The sequence below is a fragment of the Micromonospora sp. WMMC273 genome, from assembly GCF_027460285.1.
Taxonomy (GTDB): domain Bacteria; phylum Actinomycetota; class Actinomycetes; order Mycobacteriales; family Micromonosporaceae; genus Micromonospora; species Micromonospora aurantiaca.
This window is the reverse complement of sequence record NZ_JAPZBE010000001.1, coordinates 164656-189414: the sequence shown is the minus strand read 5'-3', so window position 1 is coordinate 189414 and position 24759 is coordinate 164656. Positions and strand designations below refer to the sequence as shown.

23 protein-coding genes are annotated in these 24759 nt (G+C 73.3%); 9 read left to right on the top strand and 14 right to left on the bottom strand.

What is annotated here, in order from left to right; all coding sequences use genetic code 11:
* The first annotated feature begins 6 nt into the window (after positions 1–6).
* From pdxR to O7611_RS00965, 4 genes are all read left to right on the top strand, one after another.
* Positions 7–1425 (top strand): MocR-like pyridoxine biosynthesis transcription factor PdxR, encoded by a 1419-nt coding sequence (pdxR, locus tag O7611_RS00980; RefSeq protein WP_269696044.1) that lies wholly within the window; start codon positions 7–9, stop codon positions 1423–1425.
* Positions 1426–1513: 88 nt separating this feature from the next.
* Positions 1514–2023, top strand: a complete 510-nt coding sequence (locus O7611_RS00975; protein ID WP_194798820.1) for a SigE family RNA polymerase sigma factor — start codon at positions 1514–1516, stop codon at positions 2021–2023.
* Positions 2020–2856 (top strand): hypothetical protein, encoded by an 837-nt coding sequence (locus tag O7611_RS00970; RefSeq protein WP_269696043.1) that lies wholly within the window; start codon positions 2020–2022, stop codon positions 2854–2856. The genes O7611_RS00975 and O7611_RS00970 overlap by 4 nt, the downstream gene beginning before the upstream one ends.
* Before the next feature lie 36 nt (positions 2857–2892).
* Positions 2893–4479 (top strand): mucoidy inhibitor MuiA family protein, encoded by a 1587-nt coding sequence (locus O7611_RS00965; protein ID WP_269696042.1) that lies wholly within the window; start codon positions 2893–2895, stop codon positions 4477–4479.
* A 49-nt stretch (positions 4480–4528) separates the two neighbouring features.
* Here O7611_RS00965 and O7611_RS00960 read toward each other — a convergent pair whose 3' ends face one another.
* From O7611_RS00960 to O7611_RS00915, 10 genes are all read right to left on the bottom strand, one after another.
* Positions 4529–4798 carry a GlsB/YeaQ/YmgE family stress response membrane protein gene (locus O7611_RS00960; RefSeq protein ID WP_174533488.1) on the bottom strand — a complete coding sequence of 90 codons (270 nt, stop codon included), beginning with the start codon at positions 4796–4798 and terminating at the stop codon, positions 4529–4531.
* Between the two features lie 111 nt (positions 4799–4909).
* Entirely contained in the window at positions 4910–5887 is a 978-nt protein-coding gene (locus O7611_RS00955) for an ion transporter (RefSeq protein ID WP_269696041.1), read from the bottom strand.
* Between the two features lie 81 nt (positions 5888–5968).
* Positions 5969–7075 carry a magnesium and cobalt transport protein CorA gene (locus tag O7611_RS00950; RefSeq protein WP_194798823.1) on the bottom strand — a complete coding sequence of 369 codons (1107 nt, stop codon included), beginning with the start codon at positions 7073–7075 and terminating at the stop codon, positions 5969–5971.
* A 58-nt stretch (positions 7076–7133) separates the two neighbouring features.
* Positions 7134–7814 (bottom strand): response regulator, encoded by a 681-nt coding sequence (locus O7611_RS00945; RefSeq protein ID WP_194798824.1) that lies wholly within the window; start codon positions 7812–7814, stop codon positions 7134–7136.
* Positions 7811–10357 carry a sensor histidine kinase gene (locus O7611_RS00940; protein ID WP_269696040.1) on the bottom strand — a complete coding sequence of 849 codons (2547 nt, stop codon included), beginning with the start codon at positions 10355–10357 and terminating at the stop codon, positions 7811–7813. Before O7611_RS00940 ends, O7611_RS00945 begins: the two co-directional genes overlap by 4 nt.
* A 71-nt stretch (positions 10358–10428) precedes the next feature.
* Positions 10429–11310, bottom strand: coding sequence for a potassium-transporting ATPase subunit C (locus O7611_RS00935; RefSeq protein WP_269696039.1), 882 nt, complete (start codon positions 11308–11310; stop codon positions 10429–10431).
* Entirely contained in the window at positions 11310–13499 is a 2190-nt protein-coding gene (kdpB, locus tag O7611_RS00930) for a potassium-transporting ATPase subunit KdpB (RefSeq protein ID WP_194798827.1), read from the bottom strand. The genes O7611_RS00935 and kdpB overlap by 1 nt, the downstream gene beginning before the upstream one ends.
* 20 nt (positions 13500–13519) lie before the next feature.
* Positions 13520–15175 carry a potassium-transporting ATPase subunit KdpA gene (gene kdpA, locus O7611_RS00925; RefSeq protein WP_269696038.1) on the bottom strand — a complete coding sequence of 552 codons (1656 nt, stop codon included), beginning with the start codon at positions 15173–15175 and terminating at the stop codon, positions 13520–13522.
* Positions 15175–15264 carry a K(+)-transporting ATPase subunit F gene (kdpF, locus tag O7611_RS00920; RefSeq protein ID WP_088643699.1) on the bottom strand — a complete coding sequence of 30 codons (90 nt, stop codon included), beginning with the start codon at positions 15262–15264 and terminating at the stop codon, positions 15175–15177. The genes kdpA and kdpF overlap by 1 nt, the downstream gene beginning before the upstream one ends.
* A gap of 184 nt (positions 15265–15448) precedes the next feature.
* The gene (locus O7611_RS00915; RefSeq protein ID WP_228531253.1) at positions 15449–15868 is read right to left on the bottom strand and encodes a hypothetical protein; all 420 of its coding nucleotides are present in this window, start codon (positions 15866–15868) and stop codon (positions 15449–15451) included.
* Between the two features lie 171 nt (positions 15869–16039).
* Here O7611_RS00915 and O7611_RS00910 point away from each other — a divergent pair, with 171 nt between their 5' ends.
* The gene (locus tag O7611_RS00910) at positions 16040–19273 is read left to right on the top strand and encodes an ATP-binding protein (RefSeq protein WP_269696037.1); all 3234 of its coding nucleotides are present in this window, start codon (positions 16040–16042) and stop codon (positions 19271–19273) included.
* Here O7611_RS00910 and O7611_RS00905 read toward each other — a convergent pair.
* The 3 genes from O7611_RS00905 to O7611_RS00895 all read right to left on the bottom strand — a co-directional run bounded on the left by O7611_RS00905 (position 19215) and on the right by O7611_RS00895 (position 21744).
* On the bottom strand, positions 19215–20009 hold the full coding sequence (locus tag O7611_RS00905) for an ABC transporter permease (RefSeq protein ID WP_269696036.1): 795 nt from the start codon (positions 20007–20009) through the stop codon (positions 19215–19217). The genes O7611_RS00910 and O7611_RS00905 overlap by 59 nt on opposite strands.
* On the bottom strand, positions 20006–20965 hold the full coding sequence (locus O7611_RS00900; RefSeq protein WP_269696035.1) for an ATP-binding cassette domain-containing protein: 960 nt from the start codon (positions 20963–20965) through the stop codon (positions 20006–20008). The genes O7611_RS00905 and O7611_RS00900 overlap by 4 nt, the downstream gene beginning before the upstream one ends.
* A gap of 74 nt (positions 20966–21039) precedes the next feature.
* The gene (locus O7611_RS00895; protein WP_194798832.1) at positions 21040–21744 is read right to left on the bottom strand and encodes a GAF and ANTAR domain-containing protein; all 705 of its coding nucleotides are present in this window, start codon (positions 21742–21744) and stop codon (positions 21040–21042) included.
* A gap of 196 nt (positions 21745–21940) precedes the next feature.
* Here O7611_RS00895 and O7611_RS00890 point away from each other — a divergent pair, with 196 nt between their 5' ends.
* Together O7611_RS00890 and O7611_RS00885 are read left to right on the top strand one after the other, a co-directional pair.
* Positions 21941–22333 carry an STAS domain-containing protein gene (locus tag O7611_RS00890; protein WP_269696033.1) on the top strand — a complete coding sequence of 131 codons (393 nt, stop codon included), beginning with the start codon at positions 21941–21943 and terminating at the stop codon, positions 22331–22333.
* A 180-nt stretch (positions 22334–22513) separates the two neighbouring features.
* Positions 22514–23224: a GAF and ANTAR domain-containing protein gene (locus O7611_RS00885; RefSeq protein WP_194798833.1), complete on the top strand. Its 711-nt coding sequence runs from the start codon at positions 22514–22516 to the stop codon at positions 23222–23224.
* Positions 23225–23232: 8 nt separating this feature from the next.
* Here the strand turns inward: O7611_RS00885 and O7611_RS00880 are convergent, their stop codons facing one another.
* Positions 23233–23451 carry a hypothetical protein gene (locus tag O7611_RS00880; RefSeq protein WP_194798834.1) on the bottom strand — a complete coding sequence of 73 codons (219 nt, stop codon included), beginning with the start codon at positions 23449–23451 and terminating at the stop codon, positions 23233–23235.
* 85 nt (positions 23452–23536) lie between these two features.
* Here O7611_RS00880 and O7611_RS00875 point away from each other — a divergent pair, with 85 nt between their 5' ends.
* Together O7611_RS00875 and O7611_RS00870 are read left to right on the top strand one after the other, a co-directional pair.
* Positions 23537–24292: an SAM-dependent methyltransferase gene (locus O7611_RS00875; RefSeq protein WP_194798835.1), complete on the top strand. Its 756-nt coding sequence runs from the start codon at positions 23537–23539 to the stop codon at positions 24290–24292.
* A gap of 38 nt (positions 24293–24330) precedes the next feature.
* Positions 24331–24756, top strand: a complete 426-nt coding sequence (locus O7611_RS00870) for an ATP-binding protein (RefSeq protein WP_194798836.1) — start codon at positions 24331–24333, stop codon at positions 24754–24756.
* The last annotated feature ends 3 nt before the right edge of the window (positions 24757–24759 follow it).

Here is a 24759-nt window from a genome sequence, read left to right as displayed (position 1 = left end):
GTCGCCGTGGACGTCCACGTCAGCCTGGCCGGTCCCGGCGACCGCGCCACCCGGATCCACAGGCAGTTGCTGGAGGCGATCCTGGACGGCCGGCTGCGGCCCGGGGAACGGCTGCCACCCACCCGCGAACTGGCCCGGCGCCTCGACGTCTCCCGCAACACGGTCGCCGTCGCCTACGAGCGGCTGACCGCCGAGGGGCTGCTCACCGCCCGGGTCGGCGCGGGGACGTTCGTCGCCGACGAGCCGGTCGCCCGCGCCCGGCCCCGTCCCGCGCCGGCCGGTGGGGTACGCCCCCGCGCGTTCTGGGCGTCCGCCGAGCCGGCGCCCACCGCCGCGCCCCGCCCGGGACACGACTTCCGGGCCGGCACCCCTGACACCGGGCTGTTCCCGCTGGCCACCTGGCGGCGACTGGTCGCCGGGGAACTGCGTACCGCGACGATCCGGGGCGGCTACGCCGACCCGGCCGGGCACCGGGGCCTCCGTAGCGCCGTCGCCCGGTACGTAGGTCTCGCCCGCGCGGTACTCGCCGGGCCCGACGACGTCGTCGTCACCCACGGCGCGCAGCAGGCGCTGGACCTGATCGCCCGGGTGATGCTCGAGCCGGGCGACCGGGTGGCCGTCGAGGACCCCGGCTATCCCCCGGCCCGGTGGCTGTTCGCCGGCCACGGCGCGCGGGTCGTGCCGGTACCGGTCGACGACGAGGGCATCGACGTACGCGCGCTACCAGGCGACGCGCGGCTGGTCTACGTCACCCCGTCGCACCAGTTCCCGCTGGGCGTCCGGATGTCCCCGGCCCGCCGGGCGGCGCTGCTGGACTGGGCGGCGACCCGGGACGCGGTGATCGTCGAGGACGACTACGACACCGAGTTCCGCTTCTCGGCGCGCCCGCTGGACCCGCTGCAGACGCTGGACCGGGCCGGGAAGGTGGTCTACGTCGGCACGTTCTCCAAGACGCTGCTGCCCATGCTGCGCCTCGGGTTCCTGGTCGCCCCCGCCTCGCTGCGCCCGGCGCTGCTGGCCGCCCGGCAGCTCACCGACTGGCACGGCGACCACACCACGCAGGCCGCACTGGCCCGGTTCATCGACTCCGGCGAGCTGGCCCGGCACATCCGCAAGGCGACCCGGGTGTACGCCGAGCGGCGCGACCTGATCGACGCCGCGCTGCGCTCCGACCTCGCCGGCTGGCTCGACCCGGTGCCGTCCACGGCGGGCCTGCACCTGTGCGCGCGCCTGCGCCCGGACGCCGGCGTCGACCTGCCGACTGTCGTCGCACGGGCGGCCGAGGCCGGCGTCACCGTACGCGAGATCGCCGGCTACCAGGCGGGGCCGCCCGGCCCGGCCGGTCTGGTGCTCGGCTACGGCGCCGTCGCCACCGCCGACGTACCCGGAGGGCTCCGGTTGCTCGCACGCGGTTTCCGCGGCTGACCGGCGGCGGCGCAGATTCGCCGCGTCCTCCGAGCAACCCCGGGAGCCACACATGGCGTGACTATCCCGAATTCGATCGGAGGTCCGAATGAGTGATCGCGACACGGCGTTCGCGGAGTACTTCTCGGCGAGGCACCACGCCATGCGCGCCACCGCGTATCTGCTCTGCGGCGACTGGCACCGCGCGGAGGACCTGGTCCAGACCGGGTTCACCAAGCTGTACCTGGTCTGGAACCGGATCGCCCGGCACGAGGCGCTCGACTCCTACCTGCGCCAGATCATCGTCCGGTCCTTCCTCGACGAACGGCGGCGGGGCTGGTGGCGGCGGGAACGGGTGGGCACGCCCGACGCCGATCCGCCGGTGCCGGCGAGTCCGCACGAGGACCGGCTCGTGCTGCTCCAGGCGCTCGCCGCCGTACCGCCCCGGCAGCGGGCCGTCCTGGTCCTCCGCTACTGGGAGGACCTGCCGATCGACGAGGTGGCGGCGCTGCTGAACTGCTCGCCGGGAACGGTGAAGAGCCAGTCCGCCCGCGGACTGGACACGTTGCGCGGCCTCCTGTCACCCATGCACTCATCGAGCGAGAAGGGGCAACGATGAACGGAGACCAGCTGCGCGAGGCGCTTCGCGACGAGATGCTCGGCGTCGCCGCGCCACCGCGACCGAGCACGGACGCCATGCTCCGGACCGCCCGGCGGGCGCGCAACCGGCGCCGGGCCGTCCAGGCGTGCGCCGGGTCGGCGACGGCCGTACTCGCCGTCGTGGGTGTCGTGGCCCTCGCCAGCCCGGGCGGCGGCGACCGGCGCCCGCCGGCCGCGCTGCCGCAGGCCGCCCCGCCGCCGTCGGCGGACACGAGCGCCGAGCCGATGCCGACCGGGCCCGACGGCCTGCCGCAGGAGGACCGGACCGCGCGGGCGGGCACCCGGTACGACCAGGCCGCCCTGCTGCTCGACCGGCTCGTCACAGTGGTGCCCGACGGGTACACCGCCGAGAAGACCGTCTCCACCGAGACCGGGAAGGAGACGCTGGGCACCCATCAGGCTGACTTCACCGGACGGGCAGACGGCGTCGAGCTGTGGAGCTACCTGGCCTCGGTCGACGTGGCGAAGGGGACGTGGAAGGGGCGCCTGCTCACCGAGGTGCACACCGCGGGCAACCTGCTGCCGTCCGAGCCGTGTGCCCTGGCGCGCGAGTTCTGGGGCATGGGGGGCGAGTGCCAGCCGGTGACGGTCGGCGACGCGACTGTGGGCGTGGTGGTCCGGCCTGGCGCGGACGACCGGTTCGACCAGTGGGCCGCCTACCGCCACCCCGACGGCGTGGTGGTCTTCGTCGCGCAGGGCGCGTACGACAGACAGGCGCCCGCGTCACCGCTGCCGTTCACCGCGCGCGACCTGGCCGCTGTCGCCGTCGACGAGCGGCTCCATCTGCGGTAGCCCTGCCGCGGGCGCGGCTGAACTACCCTCGCCGCCGTGGACACTCTGGAGATCGATGCGCCTGTCGTCGGCGTGACCGTCTACCCGGACCGCGCCCGGGTCACCCGCCGCGGCCGCGTCCGGCTGACCGCCGGCGACCACCGGGTACGCGTCGCCCCGCTCCCGCTGGGCCTGCGCCGGGACTCGATCCGGGTGGGTGGCCGGGGCGCGGTGACGGTGCTCGGGGTGGACGTGGCCGCGTGGCGGCAGGCCCGCAGCACCGACGCCCAGGTCGTCGAGCTGGAACGGCGGCGGCGCGACCTGTCCGACGAGCTGGCCGAGGTCGGTGACACCGACGCGATCGAGGACCAGCGCGGCGATTTCCTCACCCGGCTGGCCGAGCGGGCGGGTGGCACGTACGCCCGGGCGCTGGCCGCGGGCGACGCGGCCCCGGCTGACGTCGCGGCCTTCACCGACTCGGTGGCCGGTCAGCTCGCCGAGTCGCGGGCCCGGCGGCGCGGGCTGGCCCGGCGGCGCGCCGAGCTGGCGGAGGAGCTGGCCGCCGTCGACCGGGAGCTGGACGCGGCGCGCGGCAAGCGGGAGCCGGACCGGCTGGCCGCCGAGGTGTCCGTCTCGGTGGACGCCGACGAGACCGAGGTGGAGCTGGAGCTGACGTACCTGGTGGACGGCGCCCGCTGGACGCCCTCATACGACCTGCGGCTGGTCGAGGACACCATGACCGTCACCTGGTTCGGGCTGGTCAGCCAGGGCACCGGGGAGGACTGGCCGGAGTGCGAACTCCAGCTCTCCACCGCCCGCCCGGCGGCGGCGAGCGGCGTACCCGAATTGTCGCCCTGGTATCTCGACCGGTTCCGGCCGGAGCCGCCGATGGCCGTGTCGACCGCGTCGTTCGGCGGCACGGTGCCGCCCCCGGCGCCCGGCGCGGCGCCGGCGGCGGGCCGTCCCCGCGCGGCGCGGGCCGCGGCGCCGCCGGTGCGGGAGAGCGTCGCCGAGGTGGAGCAGGGCGTGACGGCGGCCACCTACCGGCCCGCGCGGCCGGTGGCGGTGCCGGCGGACGGCAGCGCGCACCGGGTGACGATCGCGGTGCTGGAGCTGCCGGCCCGGCTGGACCACGTGAGCGTGCCGGTACGCGCCGCCGAGGCGCACCTGCGGGCCACGGTCCGCAACACGTCGGACCACACGCTGCTGCCCGGCCCGGCGTCGGTCTTCCACGGTGCCGACTTCGTGGCGGCGACGCGGCTGAAGACATGGGCGCCGGGCGAGGAGACCGAGCTGGCGCTCGGGGTGGACGACCGGGTGCGGGTGGAGCGGAAGCTGTCCCGGCGCACCGAGAGCAAGGCCACGCTCGGGTCGACGCGGCGGCGGGAGGTGGAGTACCGGATCACTGTGGCGAACCACACGTCCCGCCCGGCCACTGTGGAGGTGCGGGATCAGCTGCCGGTGTCCCGGGACGAGTCGGTGGTGGTACGCGAGACGACGCTGACGCCGCCACCGGCCGAGCGTACGGAGCTGGGCGAGCTGATCTGGCGGCTGTCGCCGGCGCCGGGTGAGAGCGGCGAGATCGCCCTGGGCTTCCGGGTGGAGCTGGCGAAGGGCGTCGAGCTGACCGGCTGGCGGGAGTGACACGACGGGGCCGCTTCCGCGACGTGCGGAAGCGGCCCCGTCGGGTGCCTCAGATGCGGCGGCGGCCGTAGAGGCCGGCGAAGACGGCGACACCGATGGCGGCGAAGCCGACCTGGAGCGCCAGCTCGATCCAGTCGATGCCGGGGGTGTCGTCGACGCCGAACGCGCCGGCCACCAGCGTGCCGACGAACGCGGCGACCACACCGATGAGCAGGGTCAGCCAGATCGGGATGTTCTGCTTGCCCGGCACCACCAGGCGCCCGAGCGCACCGATGATGAGACCGATGATGAGCGCGGTGAAGAAGCCCGTGATCTCCACGAGAGGCGTCCCTTCCCTCAAATGTGTTGGCGTCAGCCTGGTTGCCCCGATCAACCAGTCGGTCAAACCCGGGAACCGCTTTCGTCACGGAACTGTCATGACCGTCTCTGATCAGTGGTCCGAGGGCTGCCGGCGGCGCGGCGCGCCGGGCGGCTCCTCCCTGTCGATGCGCAGTTCCCGCTCCAGCTCGGCGATCACCATGCGCAGGTCGTCCAGGCGCTGGCTGATCGCGATCCGGTCCACCTCGTCCGGAATCCCGTCCCCGTCGGAGTCGTAGTCGGACGCCAGCCCCTCGGTCATCTCCAGCCGGCGCGCCTCCTCCATCGAGTTGACGATGACGGCGATGAGGATGTTCAGCAGGAGGTTCACCGCGATCATCACGAAGCTGACGTAGTAGAGCAGCGTCCACGGCGACACCTCCAGACCCTGTTCCAGCAGGTCCGGCAGCGTCTCCAGGGACAGCAGCACGAACAGCGTGACGAGCGAACGGCCGATGTCGCCGTACTGCTCGGGGTAGCGGTCGCCGAAGATCAGCCAGCCGGCCATGCCGTACACGTAGAGCGTGACGGCGGCGAGCGCGAGGAAACCCGCGACACCTGGGAGGCTGCGCCACAGCGCCGCGACGATGGTCCGCAGGCCGGGTGAGAAGCGCACCAGGCGCAGTACCCGGGCGACCCGGATGAACCGCAGCACCGCCGAGTCGCCGTGCAGGCCCGGGACGAATATGGCCGCTGTCACCAGCAGGTCGAAGACGTTCCAGCCGTGCCGGAAGAAGTCCTGCGGGCGGCGGCCGTACGCGAGCACCCGGATGGTGATCTCCACGACGAAGACCGCCCGGAACATCCACTCCGTCCACCGCAGCACCGGCCCGGCCGCGCCGAGGTTCGGGTACGTCTCGATGCCCAGCACCACGCCGTTGGCCATGATGAGCACCACGATGGCCACCTCGAACGGCCGGGACGCGACGATCCGGGCACAGTGGCCGGCCAGCCCACGCTTTCCGTCACTGGTCCGTCGCCCGCCGCGCGGTGCCGGAACCGTGTCCCCGATCAGCGTTCCCCTCCGGAGGGCCGGAGCCGGACGACGCACGCACGACGGGGGGTAGCCACCCGGACACTTTAGTGGATCACCGAGGGCGGGCGGCCGGGGCCGAGACGCGCCGGGCCTGGCTCAGAGCCAGCCGCGGCGCTTGAACAGCAGGTAGAGCGCGCCGCAGACAGCAAGCATCAGGGTGACCGCGAACAGGTAGCCGTACCGCCAGTCCAGCTCCGGCATGTGGGTGAAGTTCATCCCGTAGACGGTGCCGATCAGGGTGGGCGCGAACAGGATGGCCGCCCACGCGGAGACGCGTTTGATCTCCTCGTTCTGCTCGAAGCTGGCAGCGGTCAGGCTGCGCATCTCCTCGTTCTGCGCCTGCGACACCAGCGTGGCGTTGACGGTGAGGATGTTCTGGAGCAGGTGCCGGAACCCGTCCACCCGCTCCACCACCTGGGTCAGGTGGTCGGCCACGTCGCGCAGCCGGCGGCGTAGCTCCTCGTCAGTGCCGTACCTGTCGAAGCCGTGCGTGAGCGCGTCGACCACCTTCAGCAGCGGCCGGGCGGCCCGCTGGAACTGGATCACCTCGCGGCTCAGCTCGTAGATACGGCGGCTGGCGTTCGGGTCGCCGCCGAACACCTCGGTCTCGATCTCGTCGATGTCGTTCTCCAGCCCGGCCACCACCGGCGCGTAGCCGTCCACCACCCGGTCGAGTACGGCGTAGAGCACTGCTTCCGGGCCGAGTGCGAGCACCTCGGGTTCGGCCTCCAGCCGCCGCCGTACGCCGGCCAGGTCGGGCGTGCCGCCGTGCCGCACGGTGATCACGAAACCGGGGCCGAGGAACAGGTGCAGCTCGGCGAACTCGACCGCGTCCCGGGCGTCCAGGTAGCGGGCGGCGCGCAGCACCACGAACAGGGTGTCGCCGTAGCGTTCCAGCTTGGGACGCTGGTGGGCGTTGATCGCGTCCTCGACGGCCAGGTCGGGAAGCTGGAACTCGGCGGCGAGCGAGGCCACCTCCTCCCGGCCCGGCCGGCGCAGCCCGATCCAGGCCATCGCGTCGTCGAGCTGTTGCAGGCAGCGGAACGTGTCGGCGAGGCTCACCGGCGACGCCCGGCGTACGCCGTCGACGTAGACGCCGCTGTCGACCAGCCCGTCGGGTCGCTCCGGCTCGGCCGCGCCCGCGTCGATGGCGTGCTCGTCCAGGCGGCGGCCGAACCCCTCCGAGGACCGGTTGTCCGCCATGCCCCTCCCCCGCTGCTCGGCCGGGTCGCCGAGTCCCCCGCCCGCGCTCGCGCAAACGTCAGGGTCGGTAGCGGTAGCCCATGCCCGGTTCGGTGATCAGATGCCGGGGCCGGGCCGGGTCGTCCTCCAGCTTGCGCCGCAGCTGGGCCATGTACTGCCGCAGGTAGTTCGTCTCGTGGTGGTACTCCGGTCCCCACACGTCGTGCAGCAACTGGCGCTGGCTGACCAGCTTGCCCGGGTTGCGCAGCAGCTTCTCCAGCATGGCCCACTGGGTGGGGGTGAGCTTGACCTCGACGCCGTCGTCCCGGGTGACCGTCCGGTCGGCCAGGTCGACGGTGTTGCGGCCGATTCGCAGCGCCGGTACGGCGGGCGTGGCCGGGGCGAGCCGCCGGGTCACCGCCCGGATCCGGGCGAGCAGTTCGTCGACGCCGAACGGCTTGGTCACGTAGTCGTCGGCGCCCGCGTCGAGCGCGGACACCTTGTCCTCGCTGCCGGCCCGCCCGGACAGCACGATGATCGGCACGGCGGTCCAGCCGCGCAGGCCCCGGATGACGTCGGTGCCGTCCAGGTCGGGCAGGCCGAGGTCGAGCACCACCAGGTCCGGCGGGTGGGCGGCGGCGGCCTTGAGCGCGGTAGCGCCGCTGCCTGCGACCTCGACGTCGTAGCCCCGGGCCCGCAGGTTGATCCGCAGCGCGCGCAGGATCTGCGGCTCGTCGTCGACGACCAGGATCCGGGTCATTCCTGCGGCCCCTCCGGCTGGGTGGCGGCCGGCAGCCGCAGCACCAAGGTGAGACCGCCACCGGGCGTGGTCTCCGGGGTGATGCTGCCACCCATCGCCTCGGCGAGTCCCCGGGACAGCGCCAGCCCCAGGCCCACCCCGGTCTGGTTGTGCCGGTCGCCGAGGCGCTGGAACGGCAGGAAGACGTGCTCCCACTGGTCCTCCGGGATGCCCGGCCCGGTGTCGATCACCCGCAGCTCGACCTGTCCGGCGTGTGCGCTGCCGGTGATCGTCGGCGGCCTACCGGGCGGGCTGTGCCGCAGCGCGTTGGCCACGATGTTGACGAGCACCCGCTCCAGCAGGCCCGGGTCGGCGAGCGCCGCCGGCAGGTCGGCCGGGATGTCGGTGGTCACCTCGGCCGCCGCCGGGCCCAGTTCGTCGAGCGCCAGGGGTACGGCGTCCTCCAGCCCGATCGCGGTGGCGCTCACGCCCAGCGCGCCGGCCTGCAACCGGCTCATGTCGAGCAGGTTCGCCACCAGCCGGCTCAGCCGGTCCAGCGACTCGTCGGCGGTGGCGAGCAGTTCCTCCCGGTCGTCCGCGTCGAACTCGACGTCGTGGCTGCGCAGGCTGCTCACCGCCGCCTTCGCCGACGCCAGCGGCGTACGCAGGTCGTGGCTGACCGCCGCGAGCAGCGCGGTCCGCATCCGGTCGGCGGCGGCGAGCGGACGGGCGGTCGCGGCCTCCTCGGCCAGCCGCTCCTGGCGCAGCGCGACGGCGGCCTGCGCCGCGAACGCCTCGACCACCCGCCGGTCGGCCGCCTCCAGCCGCCGGCCGGCGAGCACCACGCTCAGCCGGTCGTCCACCGGCACCACCGTCTCGCCCGCGCCCGGGCTACCGGGCGGCCGGTCACCGACGCTCGCCACCACCCGCCAGGCGTCCGCGCCCCGGGCGCGCGCCGGGCGTCCGCCGGCCTCGTCGGTCAGCTCCAGCACGCTGACCGCGCGCAGCCCGAACGTCTCCCGCAGCCGGTCCAGCAGCGCGGGCAGCGGTCGCTCGCCGCGCAGCACGCTGCCCGCCACGGTGGCCAGGGTCTGCGCTTCGGCGGAGGCCCGGGCCGCCTCCCGGGTACGGCGAGCCGCCACGTCGACCACCCAGCTCACCGCGATGGCGACGCCGACGAACACGCCCAGGGCGAGCAGGTTGTCCGCCTCGGCGATGGTGAGCGTCCGGTACGGCGGCGTGAAGAACCAGTTGAGCAGCAGCGATCCGCCGAGCGCGGCGACCAGCGCGGGCCACAGTCCGCCGACCAGCGCCACGCCCACGACACCGGCGAGGAACAGCAGGATGTCGTTCGTCAGGGTGAGGTCGGGCAGCGTCCGCAGCACGAGCGTGAGCAGCGGCATGCCGAGCACCGCGAGCGCGTACCCGATCAGCCGCCGGCGTCGCGACAGCGCGGCGGGCACCGACGTGCCCCGGCGCCCGCGGCCCGCCTCGGGGTGGGTGACCAGGTGCACGTCGATCGGGCCGGACAGCGCGGTGGTGGTCACGCCGACGCCCCGGGCGAACACCTGCGCGAACCGGCCCCGGCGGCTCGCGCCGAGCACGAGCTGGGTGGCGTTGACGCCCCGCGCGAAGTCGAGCAGCGATGCCGGGATGTCGGTGCCGAGCACCTGGTGGTACGTGCCGCCGAGGCTCTCCACCAGCACCCGCTGCCGGGCCAGCTGGGCCGGGTCGGCGCCGGCCAGCCCGTCGCTGCGGGCCACGTGCACGGCGAGCAGGTCGGCGCCCTTGCTGCGGGCGGCGATCCGGGCGGCCCGGCGGATCAGCGTCTCGCCCTCCGGGCCGCCGGTCAGCGCGACCACCACCCGTTCCCGCGCCTCCCAGGTGTCGGAGATGCCCTGCTGGGCCCGGTACGCGTCGAGCTGCTCGTCGACCTTGTCGGCCAGCCAGAGCAGCGCCAGTTCGCGTAGCGCGGTGAGGTTGCCGACCCGGAAGTAGTTGCCGAGCGCGGCGTCGATCTTGTCGGGCCGGTAGATGTTGCCGTGCGCCATCCGGCGGCGCAGCGCCTCCGGCGTCATGTCCACCAGCTCGACCTGCTCGGCGGCCCGGACCACCTGGTCCGGGACCGTCTCCCGCTGGGTGGTGCCGGTGATCTGCGCGACCACGTCGTTCAGTGACTCCAGGTGCTGCACGTTGACCGTCGAGAGCACGCTGATCCCGGCGTCGAGCAGCTCCTGCACGTCCTGCCAGCGCTTCTCGTGACGGGAGCCGGGCACGTTCGTGTGGGCCAGCTCGTCCACCACGACCACCTCGGGCCGCCGGGCCAGCACCGCGTCCAGGTCCATCTCGGTGAACTCGACGCCCCGGTAGGTCATCGCGCGGCGGGGCACCAGCTCCAGGTCACCGATCATCTCGGCGGTGTGCCGGCGGCCGTGCGTCTCGACCAGGCCGATCACCACGTCGGTGCCGCGCTCGGCCCGGCGCTTGGCCTCCTCGAGCATCGCGTACGTCTTGCCGACGCCCGGGGCGGCCCCGAGATAGATCCGCAGTTCACCCCTGCCCACAGCGTCCATCCTCCCTGACCGGCCGGGAGCGGCCCCGGGCCTTCCCCGGGGCCGCTCCGGTCGCTGTCGCGTCAGCGCGCCGGGAACGCCTCGTCCAGCGCGAGGTTGAGTTCCAGCACGTTCACCCCGGGCTCACCCATGAAGCCCAGCGCCCGGCCGGTGGTGTGCTCGGCGACCAGCCGCCGTACCGCCGCCGGGTCCGCGCCGCGCTCCCGCGCCACCCGGGCCACCTGGATCTCCGCGTACGCCGGGGAGATGTGCGGGTCGAGGCCGCTGCCACTTGCGGTGACCGCGTCGGCCGGTACGGCGGGCCGGGCCGGGGCGTCCCCGCGTACCGGGGTGACGATGCCGCCCTCCGCCACGTAGTCGTGGCCGGGCTGGGCCGCCTCCACCGGTACGCCCTGCCAGGTGGTGACGAACGGCGTCGCCGGCGCGGCCTGGTTGACGCTCACCACGCGGGTGATCGGGCCGGTGAGGCCGTCGGCGCGGAACACGGCGAGCACCGCGCCCACCCCGTCCGGCGTGCAGTACGGGCGCCGCCCGTCCACGCCGTCGAGGTCGCCGATCGCCTTGCTGCGCGCGCAGACCTGGGTGAGCAGGCTCGGCGTGGAGCCGGCGGGGTCGGCGGCGAGCGTGTCCACCACGCTCTCCGGGCCGAGGTTGCTCGCCGCGGTGGAGGTCGGGTCGTAGCCCTCCCCGGCGGCCGACGGGCGGGACTGGAAGTAGCGCGGGATCGGGTTGCCGTCCGCGTCGGTGAACGACTGGCCGATCAGCGAGCTGCCGACGGTCCGGCCGCCGACGGTGAGCAGTGAACCGTCCGCCCTGCCGTCGAGGCCGGGGAGCCGGCCCACGGCGACCAGGGCGAACGGGTAGATCAGGCCGAGCAGCACGGTGAAGACGAGCACCGCGCGCAGGGCGGCCAGGTGCTGGGAGAGCCAACTGGGAAGGCGCATCACGAGATCCCCGGGACGAACTGGACGAGCAGGTCGATGAGCTTGATGCCGACGAACGGCACCACGATGCCGCCGAGGCCGTAGAGCCACAGGTTGCGGCGCAGCAGCGTCGAGGCGCCGGCCGGGCGGTAGCGCACGCCGCGCAGGGCCAGCGGGATCAACGCCACGATGACTATCGCGTTGAAGACGACGGCGGAGAGGATCGCCGACTCGGGGCTGGCCAGGCGCATGATGTTGAGCCGGTCCAGTGACGGGTAGATGCCGGCGAACATGGCCGGGATGATCGCGAAGTACTTCGCGATGTCGTTGGCGATGCTGAACGTGGTCAGCGCACCCCGGGTGATCAGCAACTGCTTGCCGATCTCCACGATCTCGATCAGCTTGGTCGGGTCGGAGTCGAGGTCGACCATGTTGCCGGCCTCCTTGGCGGCCGACGTGCCGGTGTTCATGGCGACACCGACGTCCGCCTGGGCCAGCGCGGGCGCGTCGTTCGTGCCGTCGCCGGTCATGGCGACGAGCCGGCCGCCCTCCTGCTCCTTCTTGATCAGCGCGAGCTTGTCCTCTGGCGTGGCCTCCGCGAGGAAGTCGTCCACGCCCGCCTCGTCGGCGATCGCCTTCGCGGTACGCGGGTTGTCGCCGGTGATCATCACGGTGCGGATGCCCATCCGGCGCATCTCGTCGAAGCGCTCCCGCATCCCGGCCTTCACCACGTCCTTGAGGTGGATGACGCCGAGCGCCCGGGCCGGCTCCCCGGCCACGTGCTCGGCCACCACGAGCGGCGTGCCGCCGGTGCCGCTGATCGCGTCGACCAGTTCACCGACCTGTTCGGTCGGGTGGCCGCCGTTGTCGCGTACCCACTTCATCACCGCGGCGGCGGCGCCCTTGCGGATGTGCCGGACGTCGCCGCCGGCGTCCAGGTCGACGCCGCTCATCCGGGTCTGCGCGGTGAACGGCACGAACGTGGCGTGCGGGATGAGGCCGGGCTCGCGCTCGCGCAGCCCGTACTCGTTCTTCGCGAGCACCACGACCGAGCGGCCCTCGGGGGTCTCGTCGGCCAGGCTGGACAGTTGCGCCGCGTCGGCGAGCGTGGCCGCGTCCACGCCGTCCACCGGCAGGAACTCGGCGGCCTGCCGGTTGCCGAGCGTGATCGTGCCGGTCTTGTCCAGCAGCAGCGTGTTGACGTCGCCGGCCGCCTCGACCGCCCGGCCGCTCATCGCCAGCACGTTGCGCTGCACGAGCCGGTCCATGCCGGCGATGCCGATCGCGGACAGCAGAGCCCCGATGGTGGTCGGGATGAGACAGACCAGAAGCGACACGAGGACGACGCCGGTGACGCCGGAGTCGGTGATCGCCGCGGTGTCCGGCGCGGCGGCCTGGTAACCCTTGGCGAAGATCGCCATCGGCTGGAGTGTGACGACGGCGAGCAGGAAGATGATCGTCAGCGCGGCCAGCAGGATGTTCAGTGCGATCTCGTTCGGCGTCTTCTGCCGGTTGGCGCCCTCGACCAGCGCGATCATCCGGTCGATGAAGCTCTCGCCCGGCTTCTGCGTGATCCGGACGACGATCCGGTCGGAGAGGACCCGGGTGCCGCCGGTGACCGCGCTGCGGTCGCCGCCGGACTCCCGGATCACCGGGGCGGACTCGCCGGTGATCGCCGACTCGTCGACGCTGGCGATGCCCTCGACCACGTCGCCGTCACCGGGGACGACCTGACCGGCCTCGACCAGGACGACGTCACCCTGCCGCAGCTGCGGCGCGGGCACCGCCTCGTCCCGGTACGCGTTCGCGGCGGCACCCGGCGTCCAGCCGACCAGGCGGGTGGCGACGGTGTCCTGCTTGGCCCGGCGCAGCGTGTCGGCCTGCGCCTTGCCGCGCCCCTCGGCGACCGCCTCGGCCAGGTTCGCGAAGATCACGGTGAGCCAGAGCCAGACGGTGATCGCGATCGCGAAGACGGACGGGTCGGCCACCGCGAGCACTGTGGTGAACAGCGCGCCGATCTCCACGATCAGCATCACCGGGTTGCGCCACAGGGTGCGCGGGTCGAGCTTGCGCAGCGCGTCCGGCGACGACCGGAGCAACTGGCGAGGGTCGAGCAGTCCGCCGCCGACCCGGTCGCGGCGGCCCGGCGTGCCGGGAGCCGCGGTGTCGCCGGTGACCGGCGCGTCGGCGGTCTGCACAGGTGCTGTCATGTCCTTGTCTCTCATGGTGGTCACAGCCCTTCGGCCAGCGGGCCGAGCGCGAGTGCGGGAAGGAAGGTGAGCGCGACGAGGACCACCGTGACGCCGACGACCATGCCGACGAACAACGGCCGGTGGGTCGGCAGGGTGCCCTCGGAGGCGGGTGTGGGTTGCTGGCGGGCCAGCGAGCCGGCCAGCGCGAGCACGAAGATGATCGGCAGGAACCGGCCGAGCAGCATGCAGAGCCCGAGCGCAGTGTTCCACCACTGTGTGTTCACGGTGATGCCGGCGAACGCGGAGCCGTTGTTGTTGCTGGCCGAGGTGAACGCGTAGAGCACTTCGGACAGCCCGTGCGGTCCGGCGTTCAGCGCTGTCGAGGCGTTGCCGGTGGCGAACGCGGCGGCGGTGCCGGTGAGCACCAGCGCCGGGGTGATCAGGAAGTACATCGAGGCGAACTTGATCTCGCGCGAGCCGATCTTCTTGCCCAGGTACTCCGGGGTGCGCCCGACCATCAGGCCGGCCACGAACACCGTGATCACCGCGAGGATCAGCAGCCCGTACAGGCCGGCGCCGACACCGCCGGGGGCGACCTCGCCGAGCATCATGTTGCCCAGCGTCATCATGCCGCCCAGCGCGGTGTACGAGTCGTGGAACGAGTCGACGGCGCCGGTCGAGGTGAGCGTGGTGGCCGCCGCGAACGTGGCCGAGTTCGACACGTCGAAGCGCACCTCCTTGCCCTCCAGCGCCGCGCCGACCGCCTGCGGCACCGTGCCGTCGCCGGCCAGCTCGAAGACGTTTGTGAGGGTGACACTGGCGAACGCCAGGATCGCCATCACGGCGACGATCGCGTAGCCCTGCCGCTTCTGCCCCACCATCCGGCCGAAGACCCGGGGCAGGCTGAACGGGATCACGAGGATCAGGAAGATCTCCAGCCAGTTCGTCCACGCGGTCGGGTTCTCGAACGGGTGGGCGCTGTTGGCGTTGTAGAAGCCGCCGCCGTTGGTGCCCAGCTCCTTGATGACCTCCTGGCTCGCCACCGGCCCGCCGGTGACGGTCTGGGTGCCGCCGGTCAGCGTGGTCACGTCGGTGCCGCCGGAGAGGTTCTGCACCACGCCTCCGAGCATCAACACGAGCGCGCCGAGCACCGCGATCGGCAGCAGGATCCGCAGCGTGACCCGGGTCAGATCGACCCAGAAGTTGCCCAGCTCGCCGGTACGGCTGCGGGCGAAGCCCCGGACCAGCGCCACCGCCACGGCGATGCCGACGGCGGCCGAGACGAAGTTCTGCACCGCCAGGCCGGCCATCTGCACCAGGTGGCCCATCGTCGACTCACCCGAGTACCACTGCCAGTTCGTGTTGGTCACGAACGACACGGCGGTGTTCCAGGCGCCGTGCGGCACCACCGGATCGAATCCCAGCGAGAGCCACAGGTGGTTCTGCAGGCGCTGGAACGCGTACAGGAACAGCAGGGAGACGGCCGAGAAGGCCAGCACCGAGCGGGCGTAGACGCCCCAGGTCTGCTCGGCGGCCGGGTCGACCCCGACCAGGCGGTAGATCCCCCGCTCGAAGCGGGACGACCGGGTTCCCGCGACCACGCGGTGCATGTGGTCGCCGAACGGCCGGTGCACGGCGACGAGCGCCGCCACCAGCGACAGGACGAAGAGCACGCCGGCTGTCGTCATGCTCATCAGAAGCGCTCCGGGAACAGCAGGGCGACGACCAGGAACACGCCCAGGCCGATCGCCAGCACCAGGCCGACGGCGTTGACGGCGTTCACAGCTTCTCCACGCCCCTCACCACGAGGGCGAGAGCCGCGAACAGCCCCACCGTCAGCAACACGAACAGCACGTCAGACACGGCTGATCTCTCCTAGCGGAAGATGTCCTCGCGACCGCCTCCCGGCCGCGCCGGGCAATCACAGCGCCGTATCCGGCGCACGGACAGGGGTCTTGACGCGACCATCACGCGCGGCCACGGTTTCTTGACGCGCTTTTCACGCCGTCTCCGGGGCCGGTGATCCGGGTCACCGGCCGGGCCTCGGCGCCGATCGACCGGAGGTGCCGGTAGCCGGCGCCGAGCACCGCGGCGAACCCGATCGGCACGGCCCGGGACCAGGCGTCACCCGGGCCGGTCAGCTCGCCGTAGCCGTGCGCGAGGAACCCGACGAAGACCGCCGCACCCAGCGCGGTCACCGCCGCGACCGCGCGCAGATCGGCCACCACAGCGGCGTACGCCCCGACGACGCCCGCCATCGCCAGGACCCGCCCGGGCCGCTCGCCGGGTGTGAACACCCCGGCCGCCATCAGCGCCGCGCCGACCACCACTGCGGCGCCTGCGGCCACCCGGAATCCGGTGCACCCGTCCGCCCGTTCTCGTCCCATTTCCGCCTCCCGCGTCGGTACGTCCTTCGCGGGCCATACCAACCGGGCCGGGTGCGCACGGTCGACTGCTTTGACGGATCCGGTACGGGCGGGCCGGGGCTTTTCACGCCGCCTTCACGGACCGCCCGGCGCGGGGCCGTCACGAGCCGGTCCGCCGCCTACGCTGGCCCGGTGACCACCGAACTGACAGTGCTGTCGGACGTGGTCTGCCGAGGAGTGCCGGTGGGCGGCGCACGGCTGCGCGGGCTGCTGGCACTCCTGGCCGGCCGGCTCGGGTCCGGCTGCGGCACCGGCGCGCTCGTCGATGCGCTCTGGCCGGACGACCCGCCCCGGCATCCGGTCAAGGCGTTGCAGATCCTGGTCTCCCGGGCCCGCGCCGAGCTGGGCGCCGACCTGATCGTCCGGACCGCCACCGGTTACCGGCTGGCGCTCACCGACGCGCAGGTGGACGCGGCGGCAGTGCTGCGGCACGCCGCGGCGGCGGCCCGGCACGCCCGCGCGGGTGCGCACGCGGAAGCCCTCGCCGAGGCGGAGGCGGGCCTGAGGAACTGGTCCGGGCCGCCGGCCGACGACCCGGGCGAGGGCGATCCACTCACCGCGTTGCGTGCGGAGAGGGCGGCCACGCACCGGGAACTGTCCCGGGCACGGGCGCTCGCGTTGTCCCGGCTCGGACGGTCCGCGGAGGCGCTGCCCGGGCTCGCCGCGCCGGCCGCCGCAAGCCCGCACGACGAGGAGGTGCTGGCCGAACTGCTCCGGTGCGAGGCAGCGGTGACGAGCCGGTCGGCGGCGCTGAACCGGTACGAGGACTACCGCCGCTCGCTCCGCGACGAGCTGGGCGCCGAGCCGGGAGCGGCGCTGCGCGAGCTGCACCGGGAACTGCTCGACGGGGAGAGCCGGGTGGCCCGGCCCGGCATCCCGTACGAGCCGAACCCGCTGCTGGGCCGCGAGGGCGACCTGGCCTCGGTGGAGTCCCTGCTGGCCGGCTCCCGGGTGGTCTCCGTCGTCGGCCCGGGCGGGCTGGGCAAGACCCGGCTCGCGTACGCCGTGGCCCGGCGCGCACCGCAGCGCAGCGTACGTCTGGTGGCGCTCGGCGCGGTCGCCGTCGACGGCGACGTGCCGGAGGCGGTCGCCGCGGCGCTGGGGGTGGGCGAGCCGGTGGCCGGGCCGGTCGGCGCGCTGCCGATGCCCGCCGACCCGGTCGCCGCGATCGTGGCGGCGCTCGGACCGGGGCCGGTGCTGCTGGTGCTGGACAACTGCGAGCAGGTGGTCCGGGGCGTCGCCGAGCTGGTGGCGGCGCTGCTGGCGGCGACCCGGGAGCTGCGGGTGCTGACCACCAGCCGCACCCCGCTGGGATTGACCTCGGAGGCGGTGCACGCGCTGCCCGAACTGCCGCTGGACACGGCGGTGCAGCTGTTCACGCAGCGGGCCCGCGCCGCCCGGCCGGGCGTTGTGCTGCCCGCCGACCAGGTGGCCGAGGTGTGCCGGCATCTGGACGGGATGCCGCTGGCGATCGAGCTGGCCGCAGCCCGGGTGCGGGCGATGAGCGTGCCGGAGCTGGCCCGCCGCCTCGACGACCGGTTCGGGCTGCTGCGTGGCGGCCCCCGGGACGCGCCACCACGCCACCACACGCTGCACGCGGTGGTCGACTGGAGCTGGAACCTGCTGCGGCCGGAAGGGCGGGCGGCGTTGCGGGCGCTGTCGGTGTTCCCGGACGGGTTCAGCACGGAGGCGGCGGACCGGGTGCTCGGCGAGGACGCGCTGCCGGTGCTGGAACACCTCGTCGACCAGTCACTGCTGCGGGTGGAGGAGACGCCCGACGCGATCCGGTTCCGGATGCTGGAGACGGTGCGGGAGTTCGGCGCCGCCCGCCGTGCCGAGGCCGGCGAGGACGAGCGGGTGGTGGCGGCGTTCCTCGCCTGGGCCCGCGAGTTCGGCCTCGGGCACCACGAGGCGCTGCTCGGCGCCGAGCCGTTCACCACGGTCGCGACGGTCCGCGCCGAGCAGGACAACCTGGTCGCCGCGCTGCGCCTGGCAGTGGCCCGGTCCGACGCGCCGACGGTGGCGGGTGTCGCCGCCGCGCTGGCCGCCGTGTGGACGCTGGACACCAGCTACACCCGGATGCTCGCGCTGGTCGCCGACACCGACTTCCTGCTGTCCCACTACCGTCCGGCGCCGGAGTTCGTGGCGCCGGTCCGTACCGTCGCCGTGCTCGGCGTGGCGCACAACCTGATGATCGCCGGGCGTCGCTCGACCCGCTCGCTGGTCGTGCTGCGCCGCCTGCCGCCGCCCCCGCCGGACACGGTCGCCGGTGCGATGGCGGTGGTACTGGGCGCGCTCCCCGAGATCGGCGCCGACCCGGCCGTGCTCACCGCGCTGCGCGCGCACCGCGAACCGCTTGTCGTCGCGATGGCGAACGCCCTGGCCAGCTACCTGCTGGAACAGGCCGGCCGGCCCGACGACGCGCTCGACGCGGCCCGGCGGATGCTCGACGCGGTGGCGCACCGGCCGCTGCGGTGGCTCCTGGTGCTCGCCCACTCCCGGGTCGGCGAACTCTGCATGCAGGCCGAACGCTCGGCGGAGGCCCGGGACAACCTGACCGCCGCGCTGGACCTGCTGGCCGACTCCGGCCCGTGGTGGGACCGCCTCCAGATCCGCTGGAGCCTGGTGCTGGTCAACCTGGCGCTGGGCGAGGTCGACGAGGCGGAACGCTGGCTGCGGCTGGCCACCACCGATGCCTGCGACAGTCGATACGACGCCGTGCCGGTGCCGGACGACCAGTACGGCATGCGGGCGTACGAGCGCGGCATCCGGGCCGAGTTCGCGCTGGCCCGGGGCGATGTCGAGGCCGGACTGGCCGGCTGGCGGGAGGCGCTGCACGGGTTGCGTCAACCGTCGGATCCGCTCGTCTGGTCCGGCCCGCCCGGCGACGCGCCGTGGCATCTGGAGATCCGGGCGGCTGCCCTGGCCGCGCACGCCCGGTACGGCCGGCTGGACCTGGTGCCGGGGCTCGCCGAGACGTTGCGCCGCCGGAGCGTGACCCTGCTGGCCGACCCGATCACCGACCCGCCCGGTTTTCTCGTGCAGCTGCCGCTCCACGGGTCGCTGCTGCTCGCCCTCGCCCTGGTCGAGCTGGACCGGTCGGGCGGTACCGGCGACGGTGCCGCCGGCGCCCGGCTGGTCGCGCTCGCCGAACGCTTCGGCTACCTGCGCAACTTCCAGCCCACCATGTCCTCGGCGGCGGCCCGCCGGGCGGCGCGCGACGCGGACGCGGCGGCGTACGACGCGGCCAGCGCGTCGTACGCCGCTCTCGACCACGACGAGCTGCGGCTCGCCGCCGTGGCGGAACTCAGCGGGAGGGATCCCGGTCGTACAGCCGGCGCGCCCACAGGTAACCGAGCAGGCTGATCCCGGCGCACCACGCCACCGCCACGAGCGCGTCACCGCCGTCGACCGGGCCGGCCAGGAGCAGGCCGCGCAACGTCTCCATGATCGGGGTGAACGGCTGGTGCTCGGCGAACCAGCCGAGCCACCCGGGCATCGAGCCGGTCGGCACGAACCCGCTGCCCAGGAACGGCAGCAGCAGCAACGGCATGGGCAGGTTGCTGGCGCTCTCCACGCTCTTGGACACCATGCCCAGCGCCACCGACAGCCAGGTGATCGCGAACGCGGTCAGGGTGAGCAGCCCGACGGCGGCGATCCACTGCGCCGGGGAGGCGTCCGGCCGGAATCCGACCAGCAACGCGACACCGACCACCACCGCCATGCCGAGCAGCGTCTGCGTCACCGCGCCGACGACGTGGCCGGTGAGGACCGCCGCGCGGGCGATGGACATGGTGCGGAACCGCGCCACGATGCCCTCGGCCATGTCCATGGCCACCGCGATCGCGGTGCCCTGCGCCGCGCCGGCCATGGCGAGCAGCAGGATGCCGGGGGTCACGTAGTCGGCGTACGCGGACCGGCCCCCGGCCACGTCGCCGAGTCCGTTGCCGAGCGTGCCGCCGAAGACGTAGACGAACAACAGCAGAAAGATCACCGGCAGGGCGATCACCACGACGGTCAGCGACGGGTAGCGCACCGCGTGCTTCAGGTTGCGGCGCAGCATGGTCGCCGAGTCGCCGATGGTGTGGGCGAGCGTGCTCATGCGGTCACCTTCTCCTCGGTCGGGTGGCCGGTGAGGGCCAGGAAGACGTCGTCCAGGTCGGGGGTGTGCAGGCTCAACGAATCGACAGCGACACCGGCGGCGTCGAGCCGGTCGAGGAGCCCCCGCACCCCGCTGACGCTCCCGTCGCCCGGCACCCGCAGGGTGAGGTCGTCGTCGTGCCGGGTGGCCGCCGGGAACAGCCCGGCCGCCGCGGCCAGGTGCGCCGCGTCGGTGAAGTGCAGGCGTACGTGGCCGCCGGGCACCATCCGCTTCAGCTCGGCCGGGCTGCCCTCGGCGACCAGCCGACCGCCGTCGAGCAGCGCGACCCGATCGGCCAGATGGTCGGCCTCCTCCAGGTACTGGGTGGTGAGGAAGACGGTGGCGCCCTCGGCCACCAGCTCACGGACGATCTGCCACATGGCCCGGCGGCTGCGCGGGTCCAGGCCGGTCGTCGGCTCATCCAGGAAGATCAGCCGGGGGCGGCCGACGAGCGTCATCGCCAGGTCCAGCCGGCGCTTCATCCCGCCCGAGTATGTCGCCACCGGCTTGCCCGCCGCCTCGGTCAGGTCGAAGCGGGCCAGCAGGTCGTCCACCACCCGCCGTCCCTCGGTCCGGCCCAGGTGCCGCAGGTCGGTCATCAGCCGCAGGTTCTCCGCGCCGGTGAGCAGCGCGTCGACGGCGGAGAACTGGCCGGTCACGCCGATCGCGGCGCGTACCCGGTCCGGTGCGGCGGTCAGGTCGTGGCCGGCGATCCGGACGGTGCCGGCGTCGGGGCGGATGAGCGTGGAGAGGATCTGCACGGTGGTGGTCTTGCCGGCGCCGTTCGGGCCGAGCAGGGCGAACACGGTGGCCTCGGGTACGCGCAGGTCGACACCGTCGAGCACCACCTGTCTCCGGTACGCCTTGCGCAGCCCGGACACCTCGACCATCGCGCCGGGAGAGTTCGTCGTCGTCATGCCCGCAACCGTGACGGCAGGCAGGATCAGCGCGGTTTCACGACGGTTTCACGCCCCGCGACGACGTGTACGGATCAGCGGGCGGCGGCGCGGGAGACGAGTGCCTCGGCCACCTCGCGCAGCTTGCGGTTGGAGTCCTGGGAGAGCTTGGCGAGCAGCGTGAACGCCTCCTCGGCCGAGCAGCGCCGCTGTCCCATGATGATCCCCTTCGCCTGCTCGATCACCGCCCGGCTGCGCATCGCCTCCTGCATCTGCCGGGCCAGCGTCGCGGTGCTCTCGTAGAGGTGCGTGTTGGCGAGCGCCACCGCCGCGTACGCGGCGAACTCCTCCGCCAGCTCGATCGACGCCTTGTCGAACGCGTCGGTGGATCTTCCGTATACGTTCAGCGCCCCGGTGACCGCCTCCTGGATCGGCAGTCCGATCGACAGCGAACTCTGCACGCCCGCCGAGCGGGCCCGCGCCGCCCAGCCGGGCCAGCGCGGCTCATCGGTCAGGTCGGGCAGGGAGATGCTCACCGCGCTGACCGAGGCGTCCAGGCAGGGCCCGTCGTCGTGCTCGTACTGCCACTCGTCCAGGCTGCGGGCCAGGTCGCTGGTGTAGGCGATGGCCCGGCTCGCGCCGGCCTGCACCAGGGAGACGGACACCTCGGCGCTGCCCGGCACCGCCCGGTTCGCCAGGTCGGCGACGCGCGCCAGCACGTCGTCGAGCGCCACCTCGTCGAGCCGGATCCGACTCAGCTCCGCGAGGGCTTCGCCGGGGTCGATGCGGGGGGCTTCCATGCTCTCGTCCTGTCCTGACGGGGATCATCGGCAGCGCTCGTTGCGATGACGGTACCCGGGACCGGCGGGTCCGAACTCGTCCCACGCTGCGATGTCCACCCCGTCGGCGTATCTTCGGATATGGGTCAAGACATGCGCCCTCCTGCTCCCGGCGAGTGCCGCCGGGAGCCTCCTCGGACGTTGAGGTGGGGGTGCCGTGTCCGACGAACAGCCGATCATGTGGCTGAGCTGCCACGCGGGCACGGACGTGACTCAGGTCTCGGTGGCCGGCGAGGTGGATCTCAGCAACGCGCATCTGCTCACCGAACTCGTGGAGACGGCCGTCGCGGCGCCCGCCCCGCTCGTGGTGATCGACCTCGCGGAGGTCAGCTTCTTCGGCGCGTACGGCACGAACGCGCTGGTGCTGGCGCATCGGATGCTCACCCGGCACGGCCGGCGGCTGATCCTGCACCGCCCCTCCCCGGTGGTCCGGCGCGTCCTCGCCGTCACCGGCACGCTCGGCGCGTTCGAGGTCGTCGATCGCCCGGCGCTACCGGCCGCCGGCCACGCGTCGGCACGTCCCGTCCTACCGACCCGTTCCGGGTCGTAGAGTTGTCCCGGTAGTCGACGTCCCGTCCGGGGCGTCACGAACAAGCGTCAAGAAGCGGCGCGGTCCCGATCTCCGTCAGGAATCGGGACGCCGGTCCGTCACCACGGGCCGATCCCCACCACCAGCCGTCGCGCCCCTCGCGGGCCGGCGGCGTCGCTTCGCACAAGGACGTCACCGCTCATGCCGCAGGACCACCCCGACCTCGCCGCTGCCTTGATCAGACTCGGTCGGATCAAGTACGACGAAGTCGACCTCGACGTGGTGTTGTCGACCATCGCCCAGGTCGCCAAGGACACCCTGCCCGGGACCGCAGAGGTCTCGGTCACCCTGGTCCAGGGCACCGAGGCGCACACCGCCGCGTACACCGGCGAACTGGCACTGACGCTCGACGAGTGGCAGTACGCGCAGGGCCGCGGCCCGTGCCTGGACGCCGCCACCACCGGCACCGCCATGCTGGTACCGGACATGGCGGCGGAGAGCCGCTGGCCGGAGTGGGCGGCCCGGGCGCACGCAGCGGGCGCGGCCAGCTCGCTGTCGATCGGCCTGCCCATTCAGGAGGCGATGGTCGGCGCGCTGAACATCTACGGCGCGTCCCCGGGCGTCCTGGACCGCCAGGTCGAGCTGGCGCAGACGCTGGCCGGGTACGCCGCCATCGCGCTGGCCAACGTCCACCTCTACGAGAGCACGGCGACGCTGGCGCAGCAGATGCAGGAGGCGATGCAGAGCCGGGCCGTGATCGAGCAGGCGAAGGGCATCATCATGGGGCAGCGGCGCTGCTCGGCCGACGAGGCGTTCGCCATCCTGGCCCGGGTGTCGCAGGACTCCAACCGCAAGCTGCGCGAGGTCGCCGAGTCACTCGTCGATCGCGCGGTGCACGGACCTCGTGACTGAGCGTGAGGTCAGCGCGGCATCGCCCGCCAGCCGGAGCCGCTCGCGCGCCACGCCCCGGCGAGGATCGTCGCTGAGCCACGACTCGGGCACTGCTGAATCTTCGACCGGCCGCTCGCTCCGCCGATCTGCGCCTGGACCTGCCACTGGCTTCCGTCGGTACGGATGTATACGTCGCGCCGTCCGCGAGGGTTGCTGACGCCGTTCCACCAGTGTTCCTCGACCACCATGCGGTGACCGTACCCCAGGAGACCCGGACGGGCCCAGACCGGAATTCCGTTGCTCCGCGTCACCGGGGGGCGGCACCCTCCACTGATGACCTCACCGGACCTGCCGCGCCAGTTCACCATCCGCGAAGGCGAACTGCGCATCCTCAACCCGATCGACGACGTCAAGCTGGCCACACTGGGCCGGGCGATCCGATTGCGCCCCGGCGACGAAGTGCTCGACCTGTGCAGCGGCAAGGGGGAACTGCTCTGCACCTGGGCCCGGGACCACGGGATCACCGGCACCGGGGTCGACCTGAGCACCGCCTTCACCGCCGCCGCCCGGGAGCGCGCCACCGAACTCGGTGTAGCCGACCGGGTACTTTTCGTGCACGGCGACGCCGCGGCGTACATCCCGGAGCGTCCGGTCGACATGGCCGCCTGCGTCGGTGCGACCTGGATCGGCGGCGGGGTGCCCGGGACGCTGGAGCTGCTCGGCCGGGCGTTGCGGCCGGGCGGCATGGCGCTCGTCGGCGAGCCCTACTGGCGGCGTGACCCGCCGGACGACGAGGCGGTCACCGGCTCGCACGCCCGGTCCCGCGACGAGTTCACCGACCTGCCCGGCCTGGTCGCGTCGTTCGGCGAGTGCGGCTGGGATCTGGTCGAGATGGTCCTCGCCGACCAGGACAGCTGGGACCGGTACGCCGCCGCGCACTGGCTGAACCTGCGCCGCTGGCTGGACGCCAACCCGGACGACGAACTGGCCCCGGAGCTGCGGCGGGAGCTGACCGAGGACCCGGTGCGGTACGTCCGCTTCCAGCGCGAGTACATGGGGTGGGGCGTCTTCGCGCTACTGCGCCGCTGAGCTGCTTAACGAGCGGCTACGCAGGGTAAAGGCAGATCATGGGACAGTTGCGCACCTCGCCGCCGCCGCCACAGGCCACCGAGCTGGAGCAGTGGGTGCTCGACAGTCCCGAGGATCTTCGTGGGCTGCGCGCCTCGCTCCGTGACGCGCTGAACCGGCACGGGCTGGTGCAGGGCGAGAATCTGGACGAGGTGCCACACCTGGTAGTGCTCGTCGCCACCGAGCTGGCGAGCAACGCGCTGCGGCACGGCCGGCCGCCCACCATCGTCACGCTGCTCACCACCGACGACCGGTTCCTGCTCGACGTGGCCGACCACGACGTCAGTTCGGTGCCGGAGCTGACCGACATCAGTCCGACGGACTCGGGCGGGCGGGGTCTGTTCCTGGCGCAGTCGGTCTCGCTCGACGTGGGCTGGTACGCCACCGAGAAGACCAAGAACATCTGGGCCTCGTTCTCCCGGTGAAGG

Bases quoted from the DNA above. Each gene is read 5' to 3' on its own strand.
- O7611_RS00975 (WP_194798820.1), top strand. From the start codon at position 1,514: ATGAGTGATCGCGACACGGCGTTCGCGGAGTACTTCTCGGCGAGGCAC.
- O7611_RS00970 (WP_269696043.1), top strand. From the start codon at position 2,020: ATGAACGGAGACCAGCTGCGCGAGGCGCTTCGCGACGAGATGCTCGGC.
- O7611_RS00950 (WP_194798823.1), bottom strand. From the start codon at position 7,075: ATGGCGGACAACCGGTCCTCGGAGGGGTTCGGCCGCCGCCTGGACGAG.
- O7611_RS00945 (WP_194798824.1), bottom strand. From the start codon at position 7,814: ATGACCCGGATCCTGGTCGTCGACGACGAGCCGCAGATCCTGCGCGCG.
- O7611_RS00935 (WP_269696039.1), bottom strand. From the start codon at position 11,310: ATGCGCCTTCCCAGTTGGCTCTCCCAGCACCTGGCCGCCCTGCGCGCG.
- kdpB (WP_194798827.1), bottom strand. From the start codon at position 13,499: ATGACAGCACCTGTGCAGACCGCCGACGCGCCGGTCACCGGCGACACC.
- kdpA (WP_269696038.1), bottom strand. From the start codon at position 15,175: ATGAGCATGACGACAGCCGGCGTGCTCTTCGTCCTGTCGCTGGTGGCG.
- O7611_RS00915 (WP_228531253.1), bottom strand. From the start codon at position 15,868: ATGGGACGAGAACGGGCGGACGGGTGCACCGGATTCCGGGTGGCCGCA.
- O7611_RS00905 (WP_269696036.1), bottom strand. From the start codon at position 20,009: ATGAGCACGCTCGCCCACACCATCGGCGACTCGGCGACCATGCTGCGC.
- O7611_RS00900 (WP_269696035.1), bottom strand. From the start codon at position 20,965: ATGACGACGACGAACTCTCCCGGCGCGATGGTCGAGGTGTCCGGGCTG.
- O7611_RS00895 (WP_194798832.1), bottom strand. From the start codon at position 21,744: ATGGAAGCCCCCCGCATCGACCCCGGCGAAGCCCTCGCGGAGCTGAGT.
- O7611_RS00885 (WP_194798833.1), top strand. From the start codon at position 22,514: ATGCCGCAGGACCACCCCGACCTCGCCGCTGCCTTGATCAGACTCGGT.
- O7611_RS00880 (WP_194798834.1), bottom strand. From the start codon at position 23,451: ATGGTGGTCGAGGAACACTGGTGGAACGGCGTCAGCAACCCTCGCGGA.
- O7611_RS00875 (WP_194798835.1), top strand. From the start codon at position 23,537: ATGACCTCACCGGACCTGCCGCGCCAGTTCACCATCCGCGAAGGCGAA.
- O7611_RS00870 (WP_194798836.1), top strand. From the start codon at position 24,331: ATGGGACAGTTGCGCACCTCGCCGCCGCCGCCACAGGCCACCGAGCTG.